Origin of the sequence: Mixta theicola (assembly GCF_002895925.1) — a bacterium.
Lineage (GTDB): Bacteria > Pseudomonadota > Gammaproteobacteria > Enterobacterales > Enterobacteriaceae > Mixta > Mixta theicola.
This window is the reverse complement of sequence record NZ_NWUO01000003.1, coordinates 23,260-41,587: the sequence shown is the minus strand read 5'-3', so window position 1 is coordinate 41,587 and position 18,328 is coordinate 23,260. Positions and strand designations below refer to the sequence as shown.

The following is an 18,328-nucleotide window of genomic DNA, read 5'->3' as shown; positions in this document are numbered from 1 at the left end:
CCTTTTTTGACTCTCACAGGGGGAAAGAGTGAATATTCTTAGCTATTTACAAAAGGTAGGCCGGGCGCTAATGGTGCCTGTCGCTACGCTACCCGCCGCCGCAATTTTAATGGGCGTCGGTTATTGGCTCGATCCCGATAGTTGGGGAGCGGGTAACGCGTTGGCCGCGCTGCTGATTAAATCGGGCGGCGCCATTATCGAACATATGTCTGCGCTGTTCGCCGTCGGTATTGCTTATGGTATGTCGAAGGATAAAGACGGTGCCGCGGCGCTTTCAGGCTTTGTGGGCTTTCTGGTCGTGACCACGCTCTGTTCACCGGCAGCGGTGGCGATGATTCAGAAAATACCGCTGGATCAGGTGCCGGCTGCGTTCGGCAAAATTGATAACCAGTTTGTGGGTATCCTGGTGGGCATCCTCTCCGCTGAAGTTTATAACCGCTTCAGCCACGTTGAACTGCCGAAAGCGCTCTCCTTCTTCAGCGGTCGCCGGCTGGTGCCTATCCTGGTCTCCTTCCTGATGATTCTGATCGCGTTTATCCTGATGTATGTCTGGCCGCTTATTTTCAACGCGCTGGTCAACTTTGGCGAACATATTCAGAAGCTGGGCTCCGTGGGTGCCGGGGTTTATGCCTTCTTCAACCGCCTGCTGATTCCGGTTGGTCTGCATCATGCGCTGAACTCGGTCTTCTGGTTCGACGTGGCGGGCATTAACGATATTCCTAACTTCCTCGGCGGCGCGCAGTCCATTGCCAGCGGCAAAGGGATTGTAGGCGTAACCGGCCAGTATCAGGCGGGCTTTTTCCCGATTATGATGTTTGGTCTGCCGGGCGCCGCGCTGGCGATTTATCAGTGCGCACTTCCGGAAAATCGCGCCAAAGTGGGCGGCATCATGATCGCGGCGGCGTTCGCGGCTTTCTTTACCGGTATTACCGAGCCGCTGGAATTCTCGTTTATGTTTGTGGCCCCGGTGCTTTACGTTATCCATGCGGTGCTGACCGGCATTTCAGTCTTTATCGCCGCGAGTATGCACTGGATTTCCGGCTTTGGCTTCAGTGCCGGACTGGTAGATATGGTGCTGCAGTCGCGTAACCCGCTGGCAACGCAGTGGTATATGTTGATCCCGCAGGGTCTGGTATTCTTCGTTATTTATTATCTGGTGTTCCGCTTTACCATCAAAAAATTCAATCTGTTGACCCCAGGTCGTGAACTGGCGGTTTCCGGTGATGAAAGTGATGGCTATGACGTTAATGTAGAACACGGCGTGCAGGGCGAAACGGAAACGGAATCGCTGGCGCGTCGCTATATCAGTGCGGTAGGCGGCTCGGACAACCTGACCCACATTGATGCCTGTATTACTCGTCTGCGTCTGAATGTTAAAGACAGCGCTGCGCTGAATGAAAATCTGGCGAAGCGTTTGGGCGCATCCGGCGTGATCCGTCTGAATAAGCAGAGTGTACAAATTATTGTGGGTACCCAGGCGGAATTGATCGCTTCGGCGATGAAAAACGTGCTGGCAAAAGGGCCGGTAGCCGCATCCGCTAACGTAGCGCCGACCATTGCCGCTGCGCCCGCGGCGAAAGCGACCCCGGCAACCGCTCAGCAAACTATTGCCACGCTGCTGGCGCCGGTAAGCGGTGAAATCGTGCCGATTGATCAGGTGCCTGATGAAGCTTTCGCCAGCAAAGCGGTTGGCGATGGTTTAGCCATCAAACCTACCGGTAAAACGGTAGTCGCGCCGATTGCCGGGACGCTGGTGAAAATCTTTAACACCAATCATGCGTTCTGCCTGGAAACGGCAAACGGCGTGGAAATCGTGGTGCATATGGGGCTGGATACCGTCGCGTTAGCGGGTAAAGGCTTTACGCGGCTGGTGGAAGAGGGCGCGACCGTTAACGCAGGTCAGCCGGTACTGGAAATGGATCTTGATTTCCTGAATGCCAACGCCCGCTCTATGATTAGCCCGGTGGTAGTAAGCAATATCGACGACTTTGCCGGGCTGAAATTGCTGGCAACGGGAACGGTGGTTGCTGGCGAAAGTAAACTGTACGAAATTCAGAAATAACGCCCTTTGCGTTAAACCACTTCAGGCAGGAAGCGATTCCTGCCTTTTTTCTGTCTCAGCGCTAACAAACGGTTGTTTCCCTTGCACGCTTTGTGGATCATATCCGTTATTTCATGGTTATAACGACCAGACATTTCGTATTGAGGATACAGTGATGAGTGAGGCTGAAGCCCGCCCAACTAATTTTATTCGTCAGATCATCGACGAAGATTTGGCGAGCGGCAAGCACAGCAGTGTGCATACCCGTTTTCCACCGGAGCCAAATGGCTATTTGCATATTGGTCACGCAAAATCGATCTGCCTGAACTTTGGCATCGCGCAAGATTATCAGGGCGAATGCAATCTGCGTTTTGACGATACCAACCCGGCAAAAGAAGATATTGAGTATGTCGAGTCGATCAAGCGTGACGTGCAGTGGCTGGGTTTCCAGTGGAGTGGTGAAATCCGTTACTCCTCTAACTATTTTGACCAGCTTCATCACTATGCTATTGAGCTGATCAACAAAGGTCTGGCCTATGTCGATGAGCTGTCGCCAGAGCAGATCCGTGAATATCGCGGCACGCTGACGTCGCCGGGTAAAAACAGCCCGTACCGCGATCGTAGCGTGGAAGAAAACCTGGCGCTGTTTGAGAAAATGCGCAACGGTGAATTTGCGGAGGGTGCCGCCTGCCTGCGCGCTAAAATCGATATGGCTTCTAACTTTATCGTTATGCGCGATCCGGTGCTGTACCGCGTGAAATTCGCCGAGCATCATCAGACCGGTAACAAGTGGTGCATCTACCCGATGTATGATTTCACCCACTGCATTTCCGATGCGCTGGAAGGGATCACCCATTCGCTTTGTACGCTGGAGTTCCAGGATAACCGCCGTCTGTATGATTGGGTGCTGGATAACATCACGATCCCGGTACATCCGCGTCAGTACGAGTTTTCCCGCCTGAATCTTGAATACGCCATTATGTCCAAGCGTAAGCTGAACCTGCTGGTGACCGAGAAAGTGGTGGAAGGCTGGGACGATCCGCGCATGCTTACCGTTTCTGGTCTGCGTCGTCGTGGTTATACCGCAGCTTCTATTCGCGATTTCTGCCGCCGTATTGGCGTGACCAGGCAGGAGAACATCGTGGAAATGGCGGCGCTGGAATCCTGCATTCGTGACGATCTGAACGAGAATGCGCCGCGCGCGATGGCCGTGCTCGATCCCTTAAAAGTGGTGATTGAGAACCTGCCTGCCGGTCATGAAGAGACGATCGGCATGCCCAATCATCCGAACAAGCCGGAGATGGGGACGCGCCCGGTGCCGTTTAGCCGTGAAATCTGGATCGATCGCGCTGATTTCCGCGAAGAAGCGAATAAGCAATACAAACGTCTGGTGCTGGGTAAAGAAGTGCGTCTGCGTAACGCCTACGTTATCCGTGCCGAGCGTATCGCGAAAGATGAAGCGGGCAATATTACCTGTATTTTTTGCACCTGCGACATTGATACGCTGAGCAAAGATCCGGCGGACGGCCGTAAAGTGAAAGGTGTTATCCACTGGGTATCGGCAGAGCATGCGGCTCCGGCCGAGTTCCGTCTTTACGATCGCCTGTTTAGCGTACCGAATCCGGGAGCGGCGGAAGATTTCCTCGCCACCATTAACCCGGAGTCGCTGATAATTAAGCATGGCTTTGTAGAGCCGGGCCTGAAGCAGGCGGAAGTCACTTCACCCTACCAGTTTGAACGTGAAGGCTATTTTTGTGCCGACAGCGTTTACTCCAGCCCGCAGCATCTGGTATTTAACCGTACCGTTGGCCTGCGTGACACCTGGGTTAAAAGCGGCGAATAAGGCATCGTTATGACAAAAGGCGGCTCCCTGAGCCGCCTTTTTTATTGCTAAACCTTTCGTCTGCGGACAGAAAGAGAAAACATTGCGCTTATGGAAAGTGACCACGTCTTCTTATCCTGCCACCGGATCTTATCTCTTCTGTTCTGCTGATATGTACTAGTTCATGAGTTCACTATCAGGTAGAATCTCTGCCTTAACGGCCTCTTTACCAGACAGAGCGCCAGCTGAACATTAAATAAACAAATATCATTCTAAGGATACGTTATGGAAACAGCGGTTTCCGCCAGCAAGCTTCCCTCAATATTATGGGGCACGCTGATTGTTACCGGTACGGTAGTCGGCGCCGGTATGTTTTCCCTGCCGGTAGTCATGTCCGGCGCCTGGTTTAGCTGGTCGTCAGCTATTTTATTATTTACCTGGCTGTGCATGCTGCTTTCCGGGCTGATGTTTCTTGAGACCAGCCTGCATTATCCTGGCGGGGCGGGCTTCGACACGCTGACGCGCGATCTGCTGGGCCAGCGCTGGAATCTGCTTAACGGTGCGTCCATTCTCTTTGTGCTGGGCATTTTGACGTATGCCTATATCTCAGCCAGCAGCGCCATTTTGCAACATACTTTTGCTGCCCTGGCGCTGCCGGTCTCTGCCAGAGCGGCGGGGCTGGGCTTTACGCTGCTGGTGGCGCTGTTTGTCTGGCTGGGAACCGCCGCAGTCAGTCGCGTTACGCTAATTTTTCTGGGCGCGAAAGTGATCACTTTCTTCCTGCTATTTGGCGGTCTGCTGGGGCACGTCAGGGCAGAGCTATTATTTGATGCGGGCGGAACGGAAAGCCATTATCTGCGCTATGGCTGGATGGTTATTCCCTTTTGCCTGGCCTCCTTTGGCTATCACGGCAATATTTCCGGGCTGATCGGCTATTACCGGGGCGATGGTAAAAAAGTGGCGCGCTGCTTATTGCTGGGTACCGTAGCGGCGCTAATAATTTATCTGGTCTGGATTGTTGGCACCATGGGCAACATTCCCCGCACGGACTTTATTGCAATTGCCCAACGCGGAGGCAATATTGATGCGCTGGTTGACGCCCTGGGCAATTTGCTAAAAAACGTCTCGCTTAGCATCCTGCTCACTATTTTTTCGACTTTCGCCGTTGCCAGTTCATTCCTTGGCGTTACGCTGGGATTATTTGATTATCTGGCCGATCTGCTAAAGATAGATAACAGCGCGACAGGACGGTTAAAAACCACGCTGGTTACTTTTGTCGTCCCGCTTTCCGCTGCGTTAATCTGGCCGAATGGCTTTCTGATGGCGATTGGCTATGCCGGGCTGGCTGCTACCGTTTGGGCGGTTATCACGCCGGCACTGCTGGTCTGGCGGGCCAGGCAACGTTTTTTCGCAGTCTCAGGGCTGGCGCTTAAAAGGAGGCAACCTGCCGGTGCTACTGGTGCTGTTGTTTGCCGCTCTGAATATTATTGTTTCTCTGCTGAGCTACGCTGATTTACTCCCGGTTTACGCCCGCTAAATTTATTCTCAGGACGATTAATTTGCCGTCCTGAGAATAAGCCCTTCTTCGGTGTATATTTTTCGCGTTAATTACTATAAAGCTAATTGTTTAATTGAAGGAGTTTTTCAGGCTAATTAACCGCATTGAAATTCCTTTATTTTAGCGCGAAGTAATAGTCTGCAATTAATGATCTTCTGTCGGGAAAAAGTTTATCTGTTTGTTAAAGCTCACCGCCTTTTATGCGGGCGCGGTCATAATTTAATACATTAACCTCTCCCGCTCATTGATAATTCGCGCTGCGAAAAATATTCTTGTTTCCGCAGCGGCACTTCTTTTTTAACCGCCGTTATTCGCTACGTTTTTTCATTTTCCGTCAAAGAGGAATTAATCATGCGCGCCTTAACAGGGAAGCGTAAGGCTATCGGCTGGTCAGTTTCCATTATAACTGCGTTGTCAGGCCTTATTATCCTTCCACCTGCTCATGCCACCGGATTCTTAGAAGATGCCTCGCTTACGGGCGCCGTTTATTACTGGCAGCGTCAGCGCGATCGCAAAGAAATGGATCCCGAAAGCGAAAAGTATGGGCAATATCAGGCTAATTTACATCATTCCACCGTTAACAGCAGTCTCGACTTTAGCTCTGGCTATGCGGCAGGTTTTATTGGGCTGGATGTGGCGTTATTCGGCGCGCTGGAAGTAAGCAATAGCGGCCCGGCAGCGCCGAATGAAATTGGCTTCAGTAAAGCGAATAATGCCTGGGATGAAGAGTGGGGCGGCGATCGCAGCGGCGCCAGTCTGTATAAAGCGGCGTTAAAAATGAAAATGGAAGATTATTGGCTGCGTGCGGGCTATTTGCAGCCGCAGGGGCAAACGCTGCTGACGCCGCACTGGAGCTTTTTACCCGGCACCTATCGCGCTGTAGAATTCGGGATGCATAAAGACCTGAGCGATGCGGGCGCGCTGGATATTTCCTATATCTGGAGCGACCGCTACAAAGCGCCCTGGTATCAAAATTTTTATCATTTCCGTAAGGCCGATGGCAAAACCGGTATCCCCTGGCTGCATGCTGTTGGAGCCCGCTATGATTTTAAAAATCAGTTAATCCTGGAAGCCTCATGGGGCCAGGCGGCAGATTATATGGATCAATTTTTTGCCAGGGCTTCATGGACGATGCCGCTGGCCGGCAATGATTTGCTTACCAGCTATCAATTTTACGGGGCGCACGATCGCGAAAGCGGCGGCTTTGCAAACAGCAATGATGTGTATGATGGCTTAGCCTGGCTGCAGGCGCTGACGTTTGGCTATAAGCAGGGGCCTTTTGATTTCCGCCTGGAGGGAACCTGGGTCAAAGCGGAAGGCAATCAGGGCTATTTTCTGCAGCGCATGACGCCTTCGTATGCCAGTTCCAACGGGCGTCTTGATATTTGGTGGGATGCCCGTTCTGACTGGAACGCCAACGGTGAGAAAGCGATCTTTGCCGGCGTTATGTATGACTTAGGCGGCTGGAATCTGCCCGGCTGGACGGCAGGGACATCCTGGGTTTGGGGCTGGGACGCCAAACCCAGCAGTAATCCACAGTGGGATCAACAACAGCGCATCAGGGAATCCGCCTGGAATCTGGATCTGCTTTATACCATCCAGCAGGGCAGGGCCAAAGATACAATGTTTAAGCTGCACTTTACCCGTTACGAAAATCACAGCGATATTCCCAGCGGCGGCGGCGGCTTTGGCAATATCTTCCAGGACGAAAAAGACCTGAAATTTATCGTTATCGCCCCGTTCACCATTTTTTAAAGCGGCCGGGGGCCTTAGCGCGAAGCGATAAAAAAACCGGTGCATAAGCACCGGTTTTCATGTTACTGCATAGCGTAATTGATTATTTATCGTGTAATGTTTCGTCTTCGCGACAGTCGCCTGACGCGCAATGACCATACAGATAAAGGCTGTGGTTGGTCAGTTTAATGCCGTGACGCGTGGCGATATCACGCTGGCGAGATTCAATAGATTCATCACTAAATTCAATAACCTTGCCGCAGTCCAGGCAGATCAGATGATCGTGGTGCTGCTGCTGGGTCAGTTCGAAAACGGATTTGCCGCCTTCAAAGTTATGGCGCGTAACGATGCCGGCATCATCAAACTGGTTCAGGACGCGATACACCGTCGCCAGGCCGATCTCTTCGCCCATATCAATGAGACGCTTGTATAACTCTTCCGCACTGACGTGATGGCTCTCAGGTCCCTGAAGCACTTCCAGGATTTTTAGTCGCGGAAGAGTGACCTTCAGTCCGGCCTTCTTTAATGCGGTGTTATTGTCAGTCATGCGGATATTGTCCTGTTACTTTGCTAGTCACAATGTGGCTGAACAGCCATGAACATCGGTCGACGCTAAGCTAATAGCGTCTCATTATAGAACTGATGCTTCGAAATGAAAACCGTAAGGGTGCGCGTGAAATCGCAAGTGGAAGTAAAGAGAAGATCGCTACGTCCGGCGTTGTTCATGCCCATATGATGCTGTGTTTACATTTCGCTTAACCCTGCCGCTTTACAGCACGACGGCAGGAAAGCGCGTGACCGATACGGGTATTCTACCGATTCAATGATAAAATTTTCAAACCCGTATCTATCATTTCTATAGGAAAAACCTGTTACGCAATGTGATTTACAGCACAATATACGTTAAATCAGGCCTCCAGAATTTCCTGCAGGTGCAGTTCTGCGTAAATCTGTTTAACCCATTTATCAACGCGTTCGTTAGTCAATTCGGGCTGACGATCTTCATCAATAGCTAAGCCGAGGAAATGTTTATCATCAGCCAGGCCTTTTGACGCTTCAAAATGGTAACCTTCGGTCGGCCAGTGGCCCACGATCACCGCACCGTTCGGCTCGATAATATCACGAATGGTACCCATCGCATCGCAGAAATACTCAGCATAATCTTCCTGATCGCCGCAGCCAAACAGTGCCACCAGCTTACCGTTGAAGTCGATCTCTTCCAGCGTCGGGAAAAAATCATCCCAGTCGCACTGCGCTTCGCCGTAATACCAGGTCGGGATACCTAACAGCAGAATATCAAAAGCTTCCAAGTCTTCTTTACTGCTCTTGGCAATATCATGCACTTCGGCAACATCGCTACCGAGCTGTTTCTGGATCATCTTTGCAATATTTTCTGTATTGCCGGTATCGCTGCCAAAGAAAATACCTACGATTGCCATGAGTTTAGTAACCTCTTGAAACTTAAAAATATGATAACTGCCCGTTGTATGCAGATTACAGCAATAATAGCAGAGACCGACAGGAGGCGGAACTCGTAAAGCCGCTGCATTTGTTTCTTAGTGCGCTACTTCCAGCCGTTCAGCGCGCCTGCAACTGGGCGAGGATCATCTCTTCGATCAGCTCGCTGCGGCTGACGCCACGTTCGGCAGCCATCGCATTAAGCGCATCGACGGCCTCACTGTTCATCTTCAGTTCAACGCGCCGTAACCCGCGCACTTTGTCACGCTTCAACTGGTTGCGCTTGTTGATACGAAGTTGTTCATCACGCGACAGCGGACTGGTTTTCGGGCGTCCCGGGCGACGTTCATCTGCGAAGAGATCGAGCGTGGTCCGGTCCGTGTGTTCTTTTGCCATAGAATCGTGATACTGAATGGGCTGCGCGTTTGCGCCGCGCATGGTGACGTTTTGGGCCGGTTTACCGCCATGTTTAACGGCGGCAAAATTTTAGCGCGCCATCATACCCTGACGAAAGAGCGAGAACAATCTTTGTTGGCCCGTTAACATGTTGCTTTTACAGCGCTAAAAAACGCCGTACGGCCCGCAGCACCGCATCAGGTTTTTCAGCATGAACCCAGTGTCCTGCGCCGGCAATTACGTGCGCACGCGCCTCGGGAAACTGCGCCAGCAATGCATTGCGATGAATATCATCAAGATAGGGGGAAAGCTCGCCGCGAATAAACAGCGCCGGACCGTGCCAGGCGGGCACATTTTCCCAGCCGGAGATCGTCGTGTAGTTGTCCCACAGCGCCGGGACGTTAAAACGCCACTCGCCTTCATGGAAAGATTTCAGCAGAAATTGAATCACGCCCTCTTCAGAGATAATTTCGCGCATCACGCTGGCCGCTTCACTGCGCAGCTGTACTTTCGCGGCGGTTACCGCCTTTACGGCGGCGAAAATCTCATCGTGACGCCGGGTGCGATAATCAACCGGGGCGATATCCACCAGCACCAGCTGTTCGATACGTTCAGGTGCCAGCGCCGTCATGGTCATGGCGATTTTTCCGCCCATTGAGTGACCGATGACCGCCACTTTATTGATGCCGTGCGCATCAAGCGTATCCAGCATATCCTGCGCCATTGCCCGATAAGACATCTCATCACTGCGCGGCGAAAGGCCATGATTACGAACATCTACCTGTATCAACGGACGATCCGCTTTTAAGCCGCGCGCCAGTACGCCTAAATTATCAAGGCTGCCGAACAGGCCATGAATCAGCAGGATGGGAAGGGCGTCTGGATCGGACTGTTCAGTTTGCAGGCGAGTATTTAAATTCATGGCAAAGATCTTACAGTTGAAAGGAAAGCATAGGTTATCATGGTTTTCATTCTTCCTGCCGGTCAGTCAGTGGTTGTTTGCCGGGTGGCTTTGCGGCATATTCTGACTTTTGCCTGCAAGCGCCAACGTCGCTACCGACCCGCAGGATTTAACTTTATAATCCTTATGTTAGAACCAGCGCACAGATTGTACAGCTGAACTTTGCTATTACGCGCTGCGCCTGGTTCTGCCACAAGCAATTACCGTACGGATAAAGATGAAAACGATTGAAGTCGACGAAGAACTCTATCGCTATATTGCCAGCCACACGCAGCATATCGGTGAAAGCGCCTCCGACATTTTACGGCGGATGTTGAAATTTACCGCTGGTCAGAGTGCGCCGGTTGCCGCTGCGGCTGCGGCATCTGCTGTTAGCGTGAGTCAGGAAAATGAAGCCAGCAAGCCGACCTCGCGCACGCAAGATCGGGTGCGAGCCGTGCGTGAGCTGCTACTTTCTGATGAATACGCCGAGCAGAATAAAGCGGTAAATCGCTTTATGTTGATTTTATCGACGCTGTATCGTCTTGATCCCGAAGCGTTTGCCGAGGCCACTGCATCGCTGCAGGGACGCACCCGCGTTTACTTTGCCGGCGATGAACAAACACTGTTGCAGCATGGCACCCATACCAAGCCGAAGCATGTTCCCGGCACGCCGTATTGGGTGATCACCAACACTAACACAGGCCGCAAATGCAGCATGGTGGAGCACATCATGCTGGCTATGCAGTTCCCACCGGAGCTGTCAGATAAGGTTTGCGGCACCATTTAACTGAAGCGTCAGGGAGAAGCGCCAATGGCCAATCACCCCCGTGCCGGGCAGCCAGCCCAGCAGAGCGATTTGATTAACGTTGCACAATTAACATCCCAGTATTACGTTCTGCAGCCAGAAAAAGGGAATGCGGAACACGCGGTGAAATTTGGCACCTCAGGGCATCGCGGCAGCGCCGCACGTCAGAGCTTCAATGAAACGCATATTCTGGCTATCGCCCAAGCCATTGCTGAAGAACGTAAAAAGAACGGGATTACTGGCCCTTGCTACGTGGGTAAAGATACCCACGCGCTGTCAGAGCCCGCGATCATCTCCGTGCTGGAAGTGTTAGCGGCCAACGGCGTTGATGTCATTGTGCAGCAGGATAACGGCTATACGCCGACGCCGGCGATCTCCAACGCAATTCTTGAACATAACAAAGCGGGCGGCGCTCAGGCCGACGGCATTGTTATTACGCCCTCCCATAATCCGCCGGAAGATGGCGGCATTAAATATAATCCGCCTAACGGCGGCCCGGCCGATACTAACGTCACCAAAGTGGTGGAAGATCGGGCGAATCAGCTGATTCAGGACGATCTGCAAGCGGTTAAACGCCTGCCGCTGGAGCAGGCGTGGGCCAGCGGCCATATTCAGGAAAAAGATCTGATCCAGCCTTATGTCGAAGGGCTGGCGCAGGTTGTTGATATGGACGCGATTAAAAAAGCGGGCCTGAAAATCGGCGTTGATCCGCTGGGCGGTTCCGGAATGGAATACTGGAAACGCATCGCCGAGCATTATCAGCTGGATTTAACCATCGTTAACGACGCTATCGATCAGACGTTCCGCTTTATGCATCTGGATAAAGATGGCGTGGTGCGTATGGACTGTTCGTCAGAATGCGCGATGGCCGGCCTGCTGGCGCTGCGTGATAAATTCGATCTTGCTTTCGGCAACGACCCTGACTACGACCGTCACGGTATCGTCACGCCGACGGGCCTGATGAATCCAAACCACTATCTGGCCGTGGCGATTAACTACCTGTTCCAGCATCGTCCGCAGTGGGGCAAAGAGGTGGCCGTGGGTAAAACCCTGGTCTCCAGCGCCATGATTGACCGCGTGGTTAACGATATTGGTCGTAAACTGGTGGAAGTGCCGGTGGGCTTCAAGTGGTTTGTTGATGGCCTGTTTGACGGCAGCTTTGGCTTTGGCGGCGAAGAAAGCGCCGGGGCTTCTTTCCTGCGCTTCGATGGTACGCCGTGGTCTACCGATAAAGACGGGATTATCCTCTGCCTGCTCGCGGCGGAAATCACTGCGGTAACCGGCAAAAACCCGCAGCAGCATTATGATGAACTGGCGGAGCGTTTCGGCGCGCCAAGCTACAACCGCTTACAGGCACCAGCAACCTCCGCGCAAAAAGCGGCGCTGTCGAAACTGTCGCCGGAAATGGTAAGCGCGGCTACGCTGGCAGGCGATCCGATCACGGCTCGTTTGACCAGCGCGCCTGGCAATGGCGCTTCGATTGGCGGTCTGAAAGTCATGACGGAAAACGGCTGGTTTGCCGCTCGCCCGTCCGGTACGGAAGATGCTTACAAAATTTATTGTGAAAGCTTCCTCGGCGCGGAACATCGCGAAAAAATCGAAAAAGAAGCCGTAGAGATTGTGAGCGCAGTGCTGAAAAACGCCTGAGGCTAATCGATACGAGAAAGGCGCTGAGATCCAGCGCCTTTTTTTATGGCCGCGCGGCGCTGTGACGGCAGAAAGCGATAGCCGATACCGGTTTCGGTAAGCAGATGCGCCTTGCAGGGAAATCCGGCTAGCCTGGTATAAATTGATTACCTGTCATTTACATAAATGTAACTTGATTACATAAAAACCTGCGCCTGCGCTTTTTTTCGTCAATTTAGTGGTCGGATGAGTAGTAAAATTACATAATGCGGCATATGATGATTAACTAATAAACTATTCGGTTGTTATTTAATCTTCCGGGAGGCCCAGGTGATCTATTCCAGTTATCCCTTGCATAAAATTATCCTGCGTCGCACGGCCGTGGTCGTCATCGGCCTGCTGGCGCTGCCGGTTATGCTGTTCCGCAGCGATCGTGCGCGTTTTTATAGCTATCTGCACCGCGTCTGGAGCAAAACCAGCAGCAAACCCGTTTGGCTGGCGCAGGCTGAAGCCGCAGGCGCAGACATCTATTAGGCCCGCTTTTTTTGGTGCCCGCTTCAGCGCTGACGATAACCGCTTATTAATATCCCGCCCCTTCGGCGGGATTTTTTTGCGTTATACCAGCGTGTTACTGGTTTTTCGGTGTGTCAGACAGACGCTTCGGCCACGTTTAAACTTATACATAAATACTTATGCTGTATAACGATGGGCGAGAAAATCCCGGCAGGAAACTGCGCCTGTTTATTGGATGACAGCGTGCATTTTGATGGCAGACATAAACGGCTGGGCAAAGAAAAATAATCAGCGGCTCGATTATCCCTCGTCGATGGTGGAACATAAGACGGCAAGAAAAAAAACCTTAGCTATTTTTGAAGCGGCGCGCAACGCGTCCAATGTGATGCCGGAGTAAATGAATGAATAATTTTGAACTGGAGCGAATCGTTAACCAACAGCTGAACAGCGCGGCCTTTAGCGATTATGCGCCTAACGGTTTGCAGGTTGAAGGACGCGATGAGGTGAAAAAAATCGTGACCGGCGTAACGGCCTGTCAGGCTCTGTTGGATGAGGCGGTGCGTTTACAGGCGGATGCGGTAATGGTGCATCACGGCTACTTCTGGAAAAACGAAGCGCCGGTGATTAAAGGCATGAAGCGCCGTCGCCTGCGAACCCTGCTGGCAAACGATATTAATCTCTATGGCTGGCATCTGCCGCTGGACGCGCATCCACAATTAGGAAATAACGCGCAGCTGGCGCAGGCGCTGGGCATTAGCGTGCAGGGCGAGGTGCAGCCGCTGGTGCCGTGGGGCGAACTGGATGAAAGCCTGAGCGGAGAGCAGCTGGCGGCGCGAATTACCCGCGTATCAGGACGTCAGCCTTTGCACTGCGGCGATAACGCGCCGCGGCAGATTCGCCGTATCGCCTGGTGCAGCGGCGGCGGGCAGGGCTTTATCGACAGCGCCGCGGCCTTTGGTGTGGATGCGTTTATTACTGGCGAAGTGTCAGAACAGACGATTCACAGCGCCAGAGAAAATGGGCTGCACTTTTTTGCCGCCGGTCACCATGCTACTGAACGCGGCGGTATTCGGGCGCTGGGCGAATGGCTGGCGACGCATCATCAGCTGGATGTCACTTTTATTGATATTGATAACCCAGCCTGATCCCCGCCTGATTTTCACCTGACCATTTCTCTTGCGGATAATGACGGCGGCGGCGCCCGTCGTCATTTTCGTGACATCGTCTTATGTAAAGCGGTTGACACGCTTGCTTCATCTCAGCATAACTATCTGCTCAAAATGAATAAGTTTGAATCGTTTAGTTATGACAGGAGGTAAGTTTTGCAAAGGGCACGTTGTTACCTGTTGGGGGAACGCGCGGTCGTGCTTGAGCTGGAACCGCCTGTTTCGCTGTTCAGCCAACAGCGAATTTGGGGATTAACAGAGCGCCTGCGCGGCTATCCGCAGGTACTGGAAGCGATCCCAGGAATGAATAACCTCACCGTTATTCTGCGCGACCCACAGCACCAGGCGCTGGACGCCATTGAACGTCTGCAAACCTGGTGGGAAGAGAGCGAAGCCGTTTTACCCGAATCGCGCGATGTCGCCATTCCGGTGGTGTATGGCGGCGAAGCCGGTCCCGATTTGGACGAGGTGGCGCGCCACTGTCAAATGACGCCGCAGCAACTCGTTGAGGCGCACTCCGCCGCCGAATACGTCGTCTATTTCATCGGCTTTCAGCCAGGCTTTCCCTATCTGGGCGGGCTGGACAGCCGCCTGCATGCGCCGCGCCGCGATGAACCGCGCGTGCTGGTGCCGGCGGGATCGGTGGGCATCGGCGGCAGTCAGACCGGTATCTATCCTCTGGCGTCGCCCGGCGGCTGGCAGCTGTTAGGTCGCACCACGCTATCGTTGTTTAATCCGCAGCATCAGCCGCCCACGCTGCTGCGCCCGGGAGATAAGGTACGCTTTGTACCGCAGAAGGAGGGCGTATGCTGAAAATTATCCGTGCCGGAATGAACACCACGCTACAGGACAGCGGCCGCAGCGGCTGGCGTCAGTTTGGCATCAGCAGCGGCGGCGTGCTGGATGAACCGGCAATGCGCACCGCGAATCTGCTGGTGGGGAATCCGCAGACCCAGGCGGTGCTGGAAATTACGCTGGGCCAGTTTTGTGCGGAATTCGATCGCGATGGCTGGTTTGCGCTAACGGGGGCCGGCTGCAATGCCGATTTAGATGGCCGTCCGGTCTGGACCGGCTGGCGTCTACCGGTAAAAAAAGGCCAGCGCCTGACGCTATCGATGCCGGTACGCGGCATGCGCAGCTATCTGGCGATTAACGGCGGCTTTAATGTTGTGCCGACGCTGGGCTCCTGCAGTACCGATATTAAGGCGGAATTCGGCGGCTGGCAGGGGCGGCGTCTGCAGGATGGCGATCTGCTGCCGCTGGTTGCGCCAACGCGTGAGTTCAGCAAAACCGTCGGCGTGCGGCAGCTGCTGTGGGGCAATCGCCTGCGCGCGCTGCCGGGGCCGGAATATCACGAATTCAGTAAAGAGTCGCAGGAAGCGTTTTGGCGCGTTTCCTGGCGGCTCGATCCGCAGAGTAACCGTATGGGCTATCGCCTTCAGGGGCGCTCGCTGGCGCGCAACGTCAGCCGCGAACTGCTTTCGCATGGCCTGCTGCCCGGCGTTATTCAGGTTCCTCATAACGGCCAACCGATTGTGCTGATGGCCGATGCCCAAACCACCGGCGGCTATCCGCGCATTGCCTGTGTGATCGAAGCCGATCTTTATCACCTGGCGCAAATCCGTCTGGGCGAACCGATCCATTTTATTCACTGTACGCTGGAGGAGGCGTTACAGGCGAAGCAGCAGCAGCAGCGGGTTATTGAGCGTATGGCGTGGGGGCTGGAAGATGAAAATTGATTTAAACGCGGATTTAGGCGAAGGCTGCGGCCACGATCGCGAACTGTTGCAATTAGTCAGTTCAGCCAATATCGCCTGTGGTTTTCACGCGGGCGATGCGCAAACCATGCTGCAGTCGGTACGGTGGGCGCTGGAGTTTGGCGTGGCGATTGGCGCGCATCCCTCTTTTCCCGATCGGGAAAATTTTGGCCGCAGCGCCATGCAGCTGCCGCCGGAAACGGTGTATGCCCAGGTGCTGTATCAAATTGGCGCGCTGAAAACCCTTGCTGAAAGCGAAGGGGGAAAGCTGACGCACGTCAAACCGCACGGCATGTTATATAACCAGGCCGCGCGCGATGGGCTGCTGGCGGATGCGATTGCCAGGGCGGTAAAATCGGTGGATGCCAGCCTGCTGCTGGTGGGACTGGCGGGCAGCGAGTCGATCCGGGCCGCGCAGCATCATGGATTGCGCACCCGGGAAGAGGTATTTGCCGATCGCGGTTATCAGGCCGATGGCTCGCTGGTGCCGCGCAATCAGCCGGGCGCGATGATTGAAGAAGAAGAGCAGGCCATTTCTCGTACGCTGAGCATGGTGCAGCAGGGCAAAATCGCCAGCGTCACCGGTGAGTGGGTATCGCTGCATGCACAGACCGTTTGTCTGCACGGTGACGGCCCGCATGCGTTGGCTTTCGCTCGTCGCCTGCGCGCCGCATTTGCCGCGCAGCATATTTCAGTTAGCAGCGAAGACTGACATTTTGCCCCGACACGCGTCGGGGCTTTTTTATCAGGAGAATTTATGCAACCTTTGGTGAATCTGTGGCCATTATTGGGCATCGCAGCCATTATTATCGGCTTTTTACTGCGCTTTAACCCGGTGCTGGTAGTGATCGTTGCCGGTCTGATCACCGGCATCGCCGCCCATATGCCGCTGGCGGATATTCTGGAAAAGCTGGGCTCAGGTTTCCTGAATACCCGTAATCTGCCGTTTATTCTGCTGTTGCCGCTGGCGGTAATCGGTTTGCTGGAGCGTCATGGCTTAAAAGAGCGCGCCCAGGCGTGGATTGCCACGATTAAAACCGCCACCGCGGGTCGTCTGTTAATTATCTATTTGCTGGTGCGTGAAGCGACGGCGGCGCTGGGGCTGACCAGCCTGGGCGGCCACCCGCAGATGGTGCGGCCGCTGCTGGCACCGATGGCGGAAGGCGCAGTGGAAAATCGTTACGGCGATCTGCCCGCTTCGGTGCGCTACCGTCTGCGCGCCATGTCAGCCGCAACGGATAACGTTGGGCTATTTTTTGGCGAAGATATTTTTGTCGCCTTTGGTGCGATTATTTTCATGCACAACTTTATGCTGGAATCGGGCGGTATCCACACCGAACCGCTGCATATCGCGCTGTGGGGCATTCCCACGGCGGTAAGCGCTTTCATTATTCACTCCCTGCGCCTGCGTCGGCTTGATAAAAAGCTGGCGGCGGAGCTGAGCGCGCTGAACCAGGCGGCGCTACAGCAAAAAGGGGGCCGCTAATGTTTCAGCAACAGTATCTGTTTTATCTTGCCGGGCTGATTTTGCTGGTAGTGGCGCTGATGTCATGGCGCGATAAGGCCAATCCGCGGCGTATCACTACCGGGTTATTCTGGGGTCTGTACGGCCTGATGTTTTTTATCGGTGACTGGGCATATCAACTGGCGGCGCAGCTAACCGGTTCCGGGGAAGGCGGCGCACGCAACCTGCATATTCTTATCGGCGTGCTGGTGGTGGTGATGGCGCTGATTGCTGGCCTGGGTGGGGTAAAACTTGGGAGCTATCATCAGCGCAGCGAAGGTGAACGTCAGGAGAGCGCCAGCCGCCTTGGCAATCGTCTCTTCTTACCGGCGCTGGCGATCCCGCTGGTGACGGTGGCGGGCGTGCTGGCGTTTAACCATATTCCCGGCCTGGAGTCTGTGGTTTTTGGTGAAGGCAAGCACTCTACGCTGGTCACGCTGTTTTCTATGACCGTTGGCTGCCTGGTGGGCTGGCTGGTGGCGCTGAAAATCAGCCGCGAGCGTCCGGCGCAGTCGATACAGGAAACGCGCCGTCTGCTGGATTCGATCGGCTGGGCCTTTATTTTGCCGCAAATCCTTGCCACGCTGGGGCTGCTGTTTACCAGCGCGGGCGTCGGCAGCGCTATCGCTCACCTGACGGAGCAGTATCTGGCGGTGGATAATCGCTTTATTGCCGTGACGGTGTTTGTTATCGGCATGGCGCTGTTAACCATAATTATGGGCAATGCCTTTGCGGCTTTTCCCATTGTCACCGCCGGTATCGGCATTCCTGTGCTGGTGCTTCAGCACGGCGGAAATCCGGCCGTGATGGCCGCCATCGGGATGTTTTCCGGCTACTGCGGCACCCTGATGACGCCGATGGCGGCGAATTTTAATATCGTCCCCGCGGCGCTGCTGGAGTTGCCGGACCGCAATGCGGTCATCCGGGCGCAGACGCCGACCGGCGTGCTACTGTTAATTGTGAACATATTTTTGCTCTATTTCCTGATGTTCCTGTGAGGCAATA

The 18,328-nt window shown here is 53.9% G+C and carries 17 protein-coding genes and 1 pseudogene; 14 read left to right on the top strand and 4 right to left on the bottom strand.

Annotated elements, in window-relative coordinates:
* Positions 1 to 34: 34 nt before the first annotated feature.
* The 4 genes and pseudogenes from nagE to chiP all read left to right on the top strand — a co-directional run bounded on the left by nagE (position 35) and on the right by chiP (position 7,176).
* Positions 35 to 2,062, top strand: coding sequence for an N-acetylglucosamine-specific PTS transporter subunit IIBC (nagE, locus tag COO59_RS05055; RefSeq protein ID WP_205960851.1), 2,028 nt, complete (start codon positions 35 to 37; stop codon positions 2,060 to 2,062).
* A 154-nt stretch (positions 2,063 to 2,216) separates the two neighbouring features.
* Complete coding sequence (gene glnS / locus COO59_RS05050) at positions 2,217 to 3,884, top strand: glutamine--tRNA ligase (RefSeq protein ID WP_103058747.1); 1,668 nt, start codon at positions 2,217 to 2,219, stop codon at positions 3,882 to 3,884.
* A 264-nt stretch (positions 3,885 to 4,148) separates the two neighbouring features.
* A pseudogene (gene mtr / locus COO59_RS05045) lies at positions 4,149 to 5,400 on the top strand (tryptophan permease).
* A 372-nt stretch (positions 5,401 to 5,772) separates the two neighbouring features.
* Positions 5,773 to 7,176, top strand: a complete 1,404-nt coding sequence (gene chiP / locus COO59_RS05040; RefSeq protein ID WP_103058746.1) for a chitoporin ChiP — start codon at positions 5,773 to 5,775, stop codon at positions 7,174 to 7,176.
* Between the two features lie 82 nt (positions 7,177 to 7,258).
* Here chiP and fur read toward each other — a convergent pair whose 3' ends face one another.
* From fur to ybfF, 4 genes are all read right to left on the bottom strand, one after another.
* On the bottom strand, positions 7,259 to 7,702 hold the full coding sequence (gene fur, locus COO59_RS05035) for a ferric iron uptake transcriptional regulator (RefSeq protein WP_103058745.1): 444 nt from the start codon (positions 7,700 to 7,702) through the stop codon (positions 7,259 to 7,261).
* A gap of 361 nt (positions 7,703 to 8,063) precedes the next feature.
* Positions 8,064 to 8,594 (bottom strand): flavodoxin FldA, encoded by a 531-nt coding sequence (fldA, locus tag COO59_RS05030; RefSeq protein WP_085067601.1) that lies wholly within the window; start codon positions 8,592 to 8,594, stop codon positions 8,064 to 8,066.
* A gap of 139 nt (positions 8,595 to 8,733) precedes the next feature.
* Positions 8,734 to 9,009 (bottom strand): LexA regulated protein, encoded by a 276-nt coding sequence (ybfE, locus tag COO59_RS05025; RefSeq protein WP_103059015.1) that lies wholly within the window; start codon positions 9,007 to 9,009, stop codon positions 8,734 to 8,736.
* A 157-nt stretch (positions 9,010 to 9,166) separates the two neighbouring features.
* Complete coding sequence (ybfF, locus tag COO59_RS05020) at positions 9,167 to 9,931, bottom strand: esterase (protein WP_103058744.1); 765 nt, start codon at positions 9,929 to 9,931, stop codon at positions 9,167 to 9,169.
* A gap of 256 nt (positions 9,932 to 10,187) precedes the next feature.
* Here ybfF and seqA point away from each other — a divergent pair, with 256 nt between their 5' ends.
* The 10 genes from seqA to COO59_RS04975 all read left to right on the top strand — a co-directional run bounded on the left by seqA (position 10,188) and on the right by COO59_RS04975 (position 18,321).
* Complete coding sequence (gene seqA, locus COO59_RS05015; protein WP_103058743.1) at positions 10,188 to 10,739, top strand: replication initiation negative regulator SeqA; 552 nt, start codon at positions 10,188 to 10,190, stop codon at positions 10,737 to 10,739.
* Between the two features lie 24 nt (positions 10,740 to 10,763).
* Entirely contained in the window at positions 10,764 to 12,404 is a 1,641-nt protein-coding gene (pgm, locus tag COO59_RS05010; RefSeq protein ID WP_103058742.1) for a phosphoglucomutase (alpha-D-glucose-1,6-bisphosphate-dependent), read from the top strand.
* 312 nt (positions 12,405 to 12,716) lie between these two features.
* On the top strand, positions 12,717 to 12,917 hold the full coding sequence (locus tag COO59_RS05005; protein ID WP_103059014.1) for a YbfA family protein: 201 nt from the start codon (positions 12,717 to 12,719) through the stop codon (positions 12,915 to 12,917).
* A gap of 232 nt (positions 12,918 to 13,149) precedes the next feature.
* Positions 13,150 to 13,293, top strand: coding sequence for a hypothetical protein (locus tag COO59_RS20900; protein ID WP_165786490.1), 144 nt, complete (start codon positions 13,150 to 13,152; stop codon positions 13,291 to 13,293).
* A 4-nt stretch (positions 13,294 to 13,297) separates the two neighbouring features.
* The gene (locus COO59_RS05000; protein ID WP_103058741.1) at positions 13,298 to 14,041 is read left to right on the top strand and encodes a type 2 GTP cyclohydrolase I; all 744 of its coding nucleotides are present in this window, start codon (positions 13,298 to 13,300) and stop codon (positions 14,039 to 14,041) included.
* Positions 14,042 to 14,218: 177 nt separating this feature from the next.
* Positions 14,219 to 14,875, top strand: coding sequence for a 5-oxoprolinase subunit PxpB (gene pxpB, locus COO59_RS04995; RefSeq protein WP_103058740.1), 657 nt, complete (start codon positions 14,219 to 14,221; stop codon positions 14,873 to 14,875).
* Complete coding sequence (pxpC, locus tag COO59_RS04990; RefSeq protein ID WP_103058739.1) at positions 14,869 to 15,801, top strand: 5-oxoprolinase subunit PxpC; 933 nt, start codon at positions 14,869 to 14,871, stop codon at positions 15,799 to 15,801. The genes pxpB and pxpC overlap by 7 nt, the downstream gene beginning before the upstream one ends.
* Positions 15,791 to 16,531: a 5-oxoprolinase subunit PxpA gene (pxpA, locus tag COO59_RS04985; protein WP_103058738.1), complete on the top strand. Its 741-nt coding sequence runs from the start codon at positions 15,791 to 15,793 to the stop codon at positions 16,529 to 16,531. Before pxpC ends, pxpA begins: the two co-directional genes overlap by 11 nt.
* Before the next feature lie 45 nt (positions 16,532 to 16,576).
* Entirely contained in the window at positions 16,577 to 17,305 is a 729-nt protein-coding gene (locus tag COO59_RS04980) for a DUF969 domain-containing protein (RefSeq protein ID WP_103058737.1), read from the top strand.
* A complete protein-coding gene (locus COO59_RS04975; protein ID WP_103058736.1) occupies positions 17,305 to 18,321 on the top strand; it encodes a DUF979 domain-containing protein in 1,017 nt (338 codons plus the stop codon). The genes COO59_RS04980 and COO59_RS04975 overlap by 1 nt, the downstream gene beginning before the upstream one ends.
* Positions 18,322 to 18,328 lie beyond the last annotated feature (7 nt).

Coding starts and splice junctions, on each gene's coding strand:
- glnS (WP_103058747.1), top strand. CDS start 2,217: ATGAGTGAGGCTGAAGCCCGCCCAACTAATTTTATTCGTCAGATCATC.
- chiP (WP_103058746.1), top strand. CDS start 5,773: ATGCGCGCCTTAACAGGGAAGCGTAAGGCTATCGGCTGGTCAGTTTCC.
- fur (WP_103058745.1), bottom strand. CDS start 7,702: ATGACTGACAATAACACCGCATTAAAGAAGGCCGGACTGAAGGTCACT.
- fldA (WP_085067601.1), bottom strand. CDS start 8,594: ATGGCAATCGTAGGTATTTTCTTTGGCAGCGATACCGGCAATACAGAA.
- ybfE (WP_103059015.1), bottom strand. CDS start 9,009: ATGGCAAAAGAACACACGGACCGGACCACGCTCGATCTCTTCGCAGAT.
- ybfF (WP_103058744.1), bottom strand. CDS start 9,931: ATGAATTTAAATACTCGCCTGCAAACTGAACAGTCCGATCCAGACGCC.
- seqA (WP_103058743.1), top strand. CDS start 10,188: ATGAAAACGATTGAAGTCGACGAAGAACTCTATCGCTATATTGCCAGC.
- pgm (WP_103058742.1), top strand. CDS start 10,764: ATGGCCAATCACCCCCGTGCCGGGCAGCCAGCCCAGCAGAGCGATTTG.
- COO59_RS20900 (WP_165786490.1), top strand. CDS start 13,150: ATGGCAGACATAAACGGCTGGGCAAAGAAAAATAATCAGCGGCTCGAT.
- COO59_RS05000 (WP_103058741.1), top strand. CDS start 13,298: ATGAATAATTTTGAACTGGAGCGAATCGTTAACCAACAGCTGAACAGC.
- pxpC (WP_103058739.1), top strand. CDS start 14,869: ATGCTGAAAATTATCCGTGCCGGAATGAACACCACGCTACAGGACAGC.
- pxpA (WP_103058738.1), top strand. CDS start 15,791: ATGAAAATTGATTTAAACGCGGATTTAGGCGAAGGCTGCGGCCACGAT.
- COO59_RS04980 (WP_103058737.1), top strand. CDS start 16,577: ATGCAACCTTTGGTGAATCTGTGGCCATTATTGGGCATCGCAGCCATT.
- COO59_RS04975 (WP_103058736.1), top strand. CDS start 17,305: ATGTTTCAGCAACAGTATCTGTTTTATCTTGCCGGGCTGATTTTGCTG.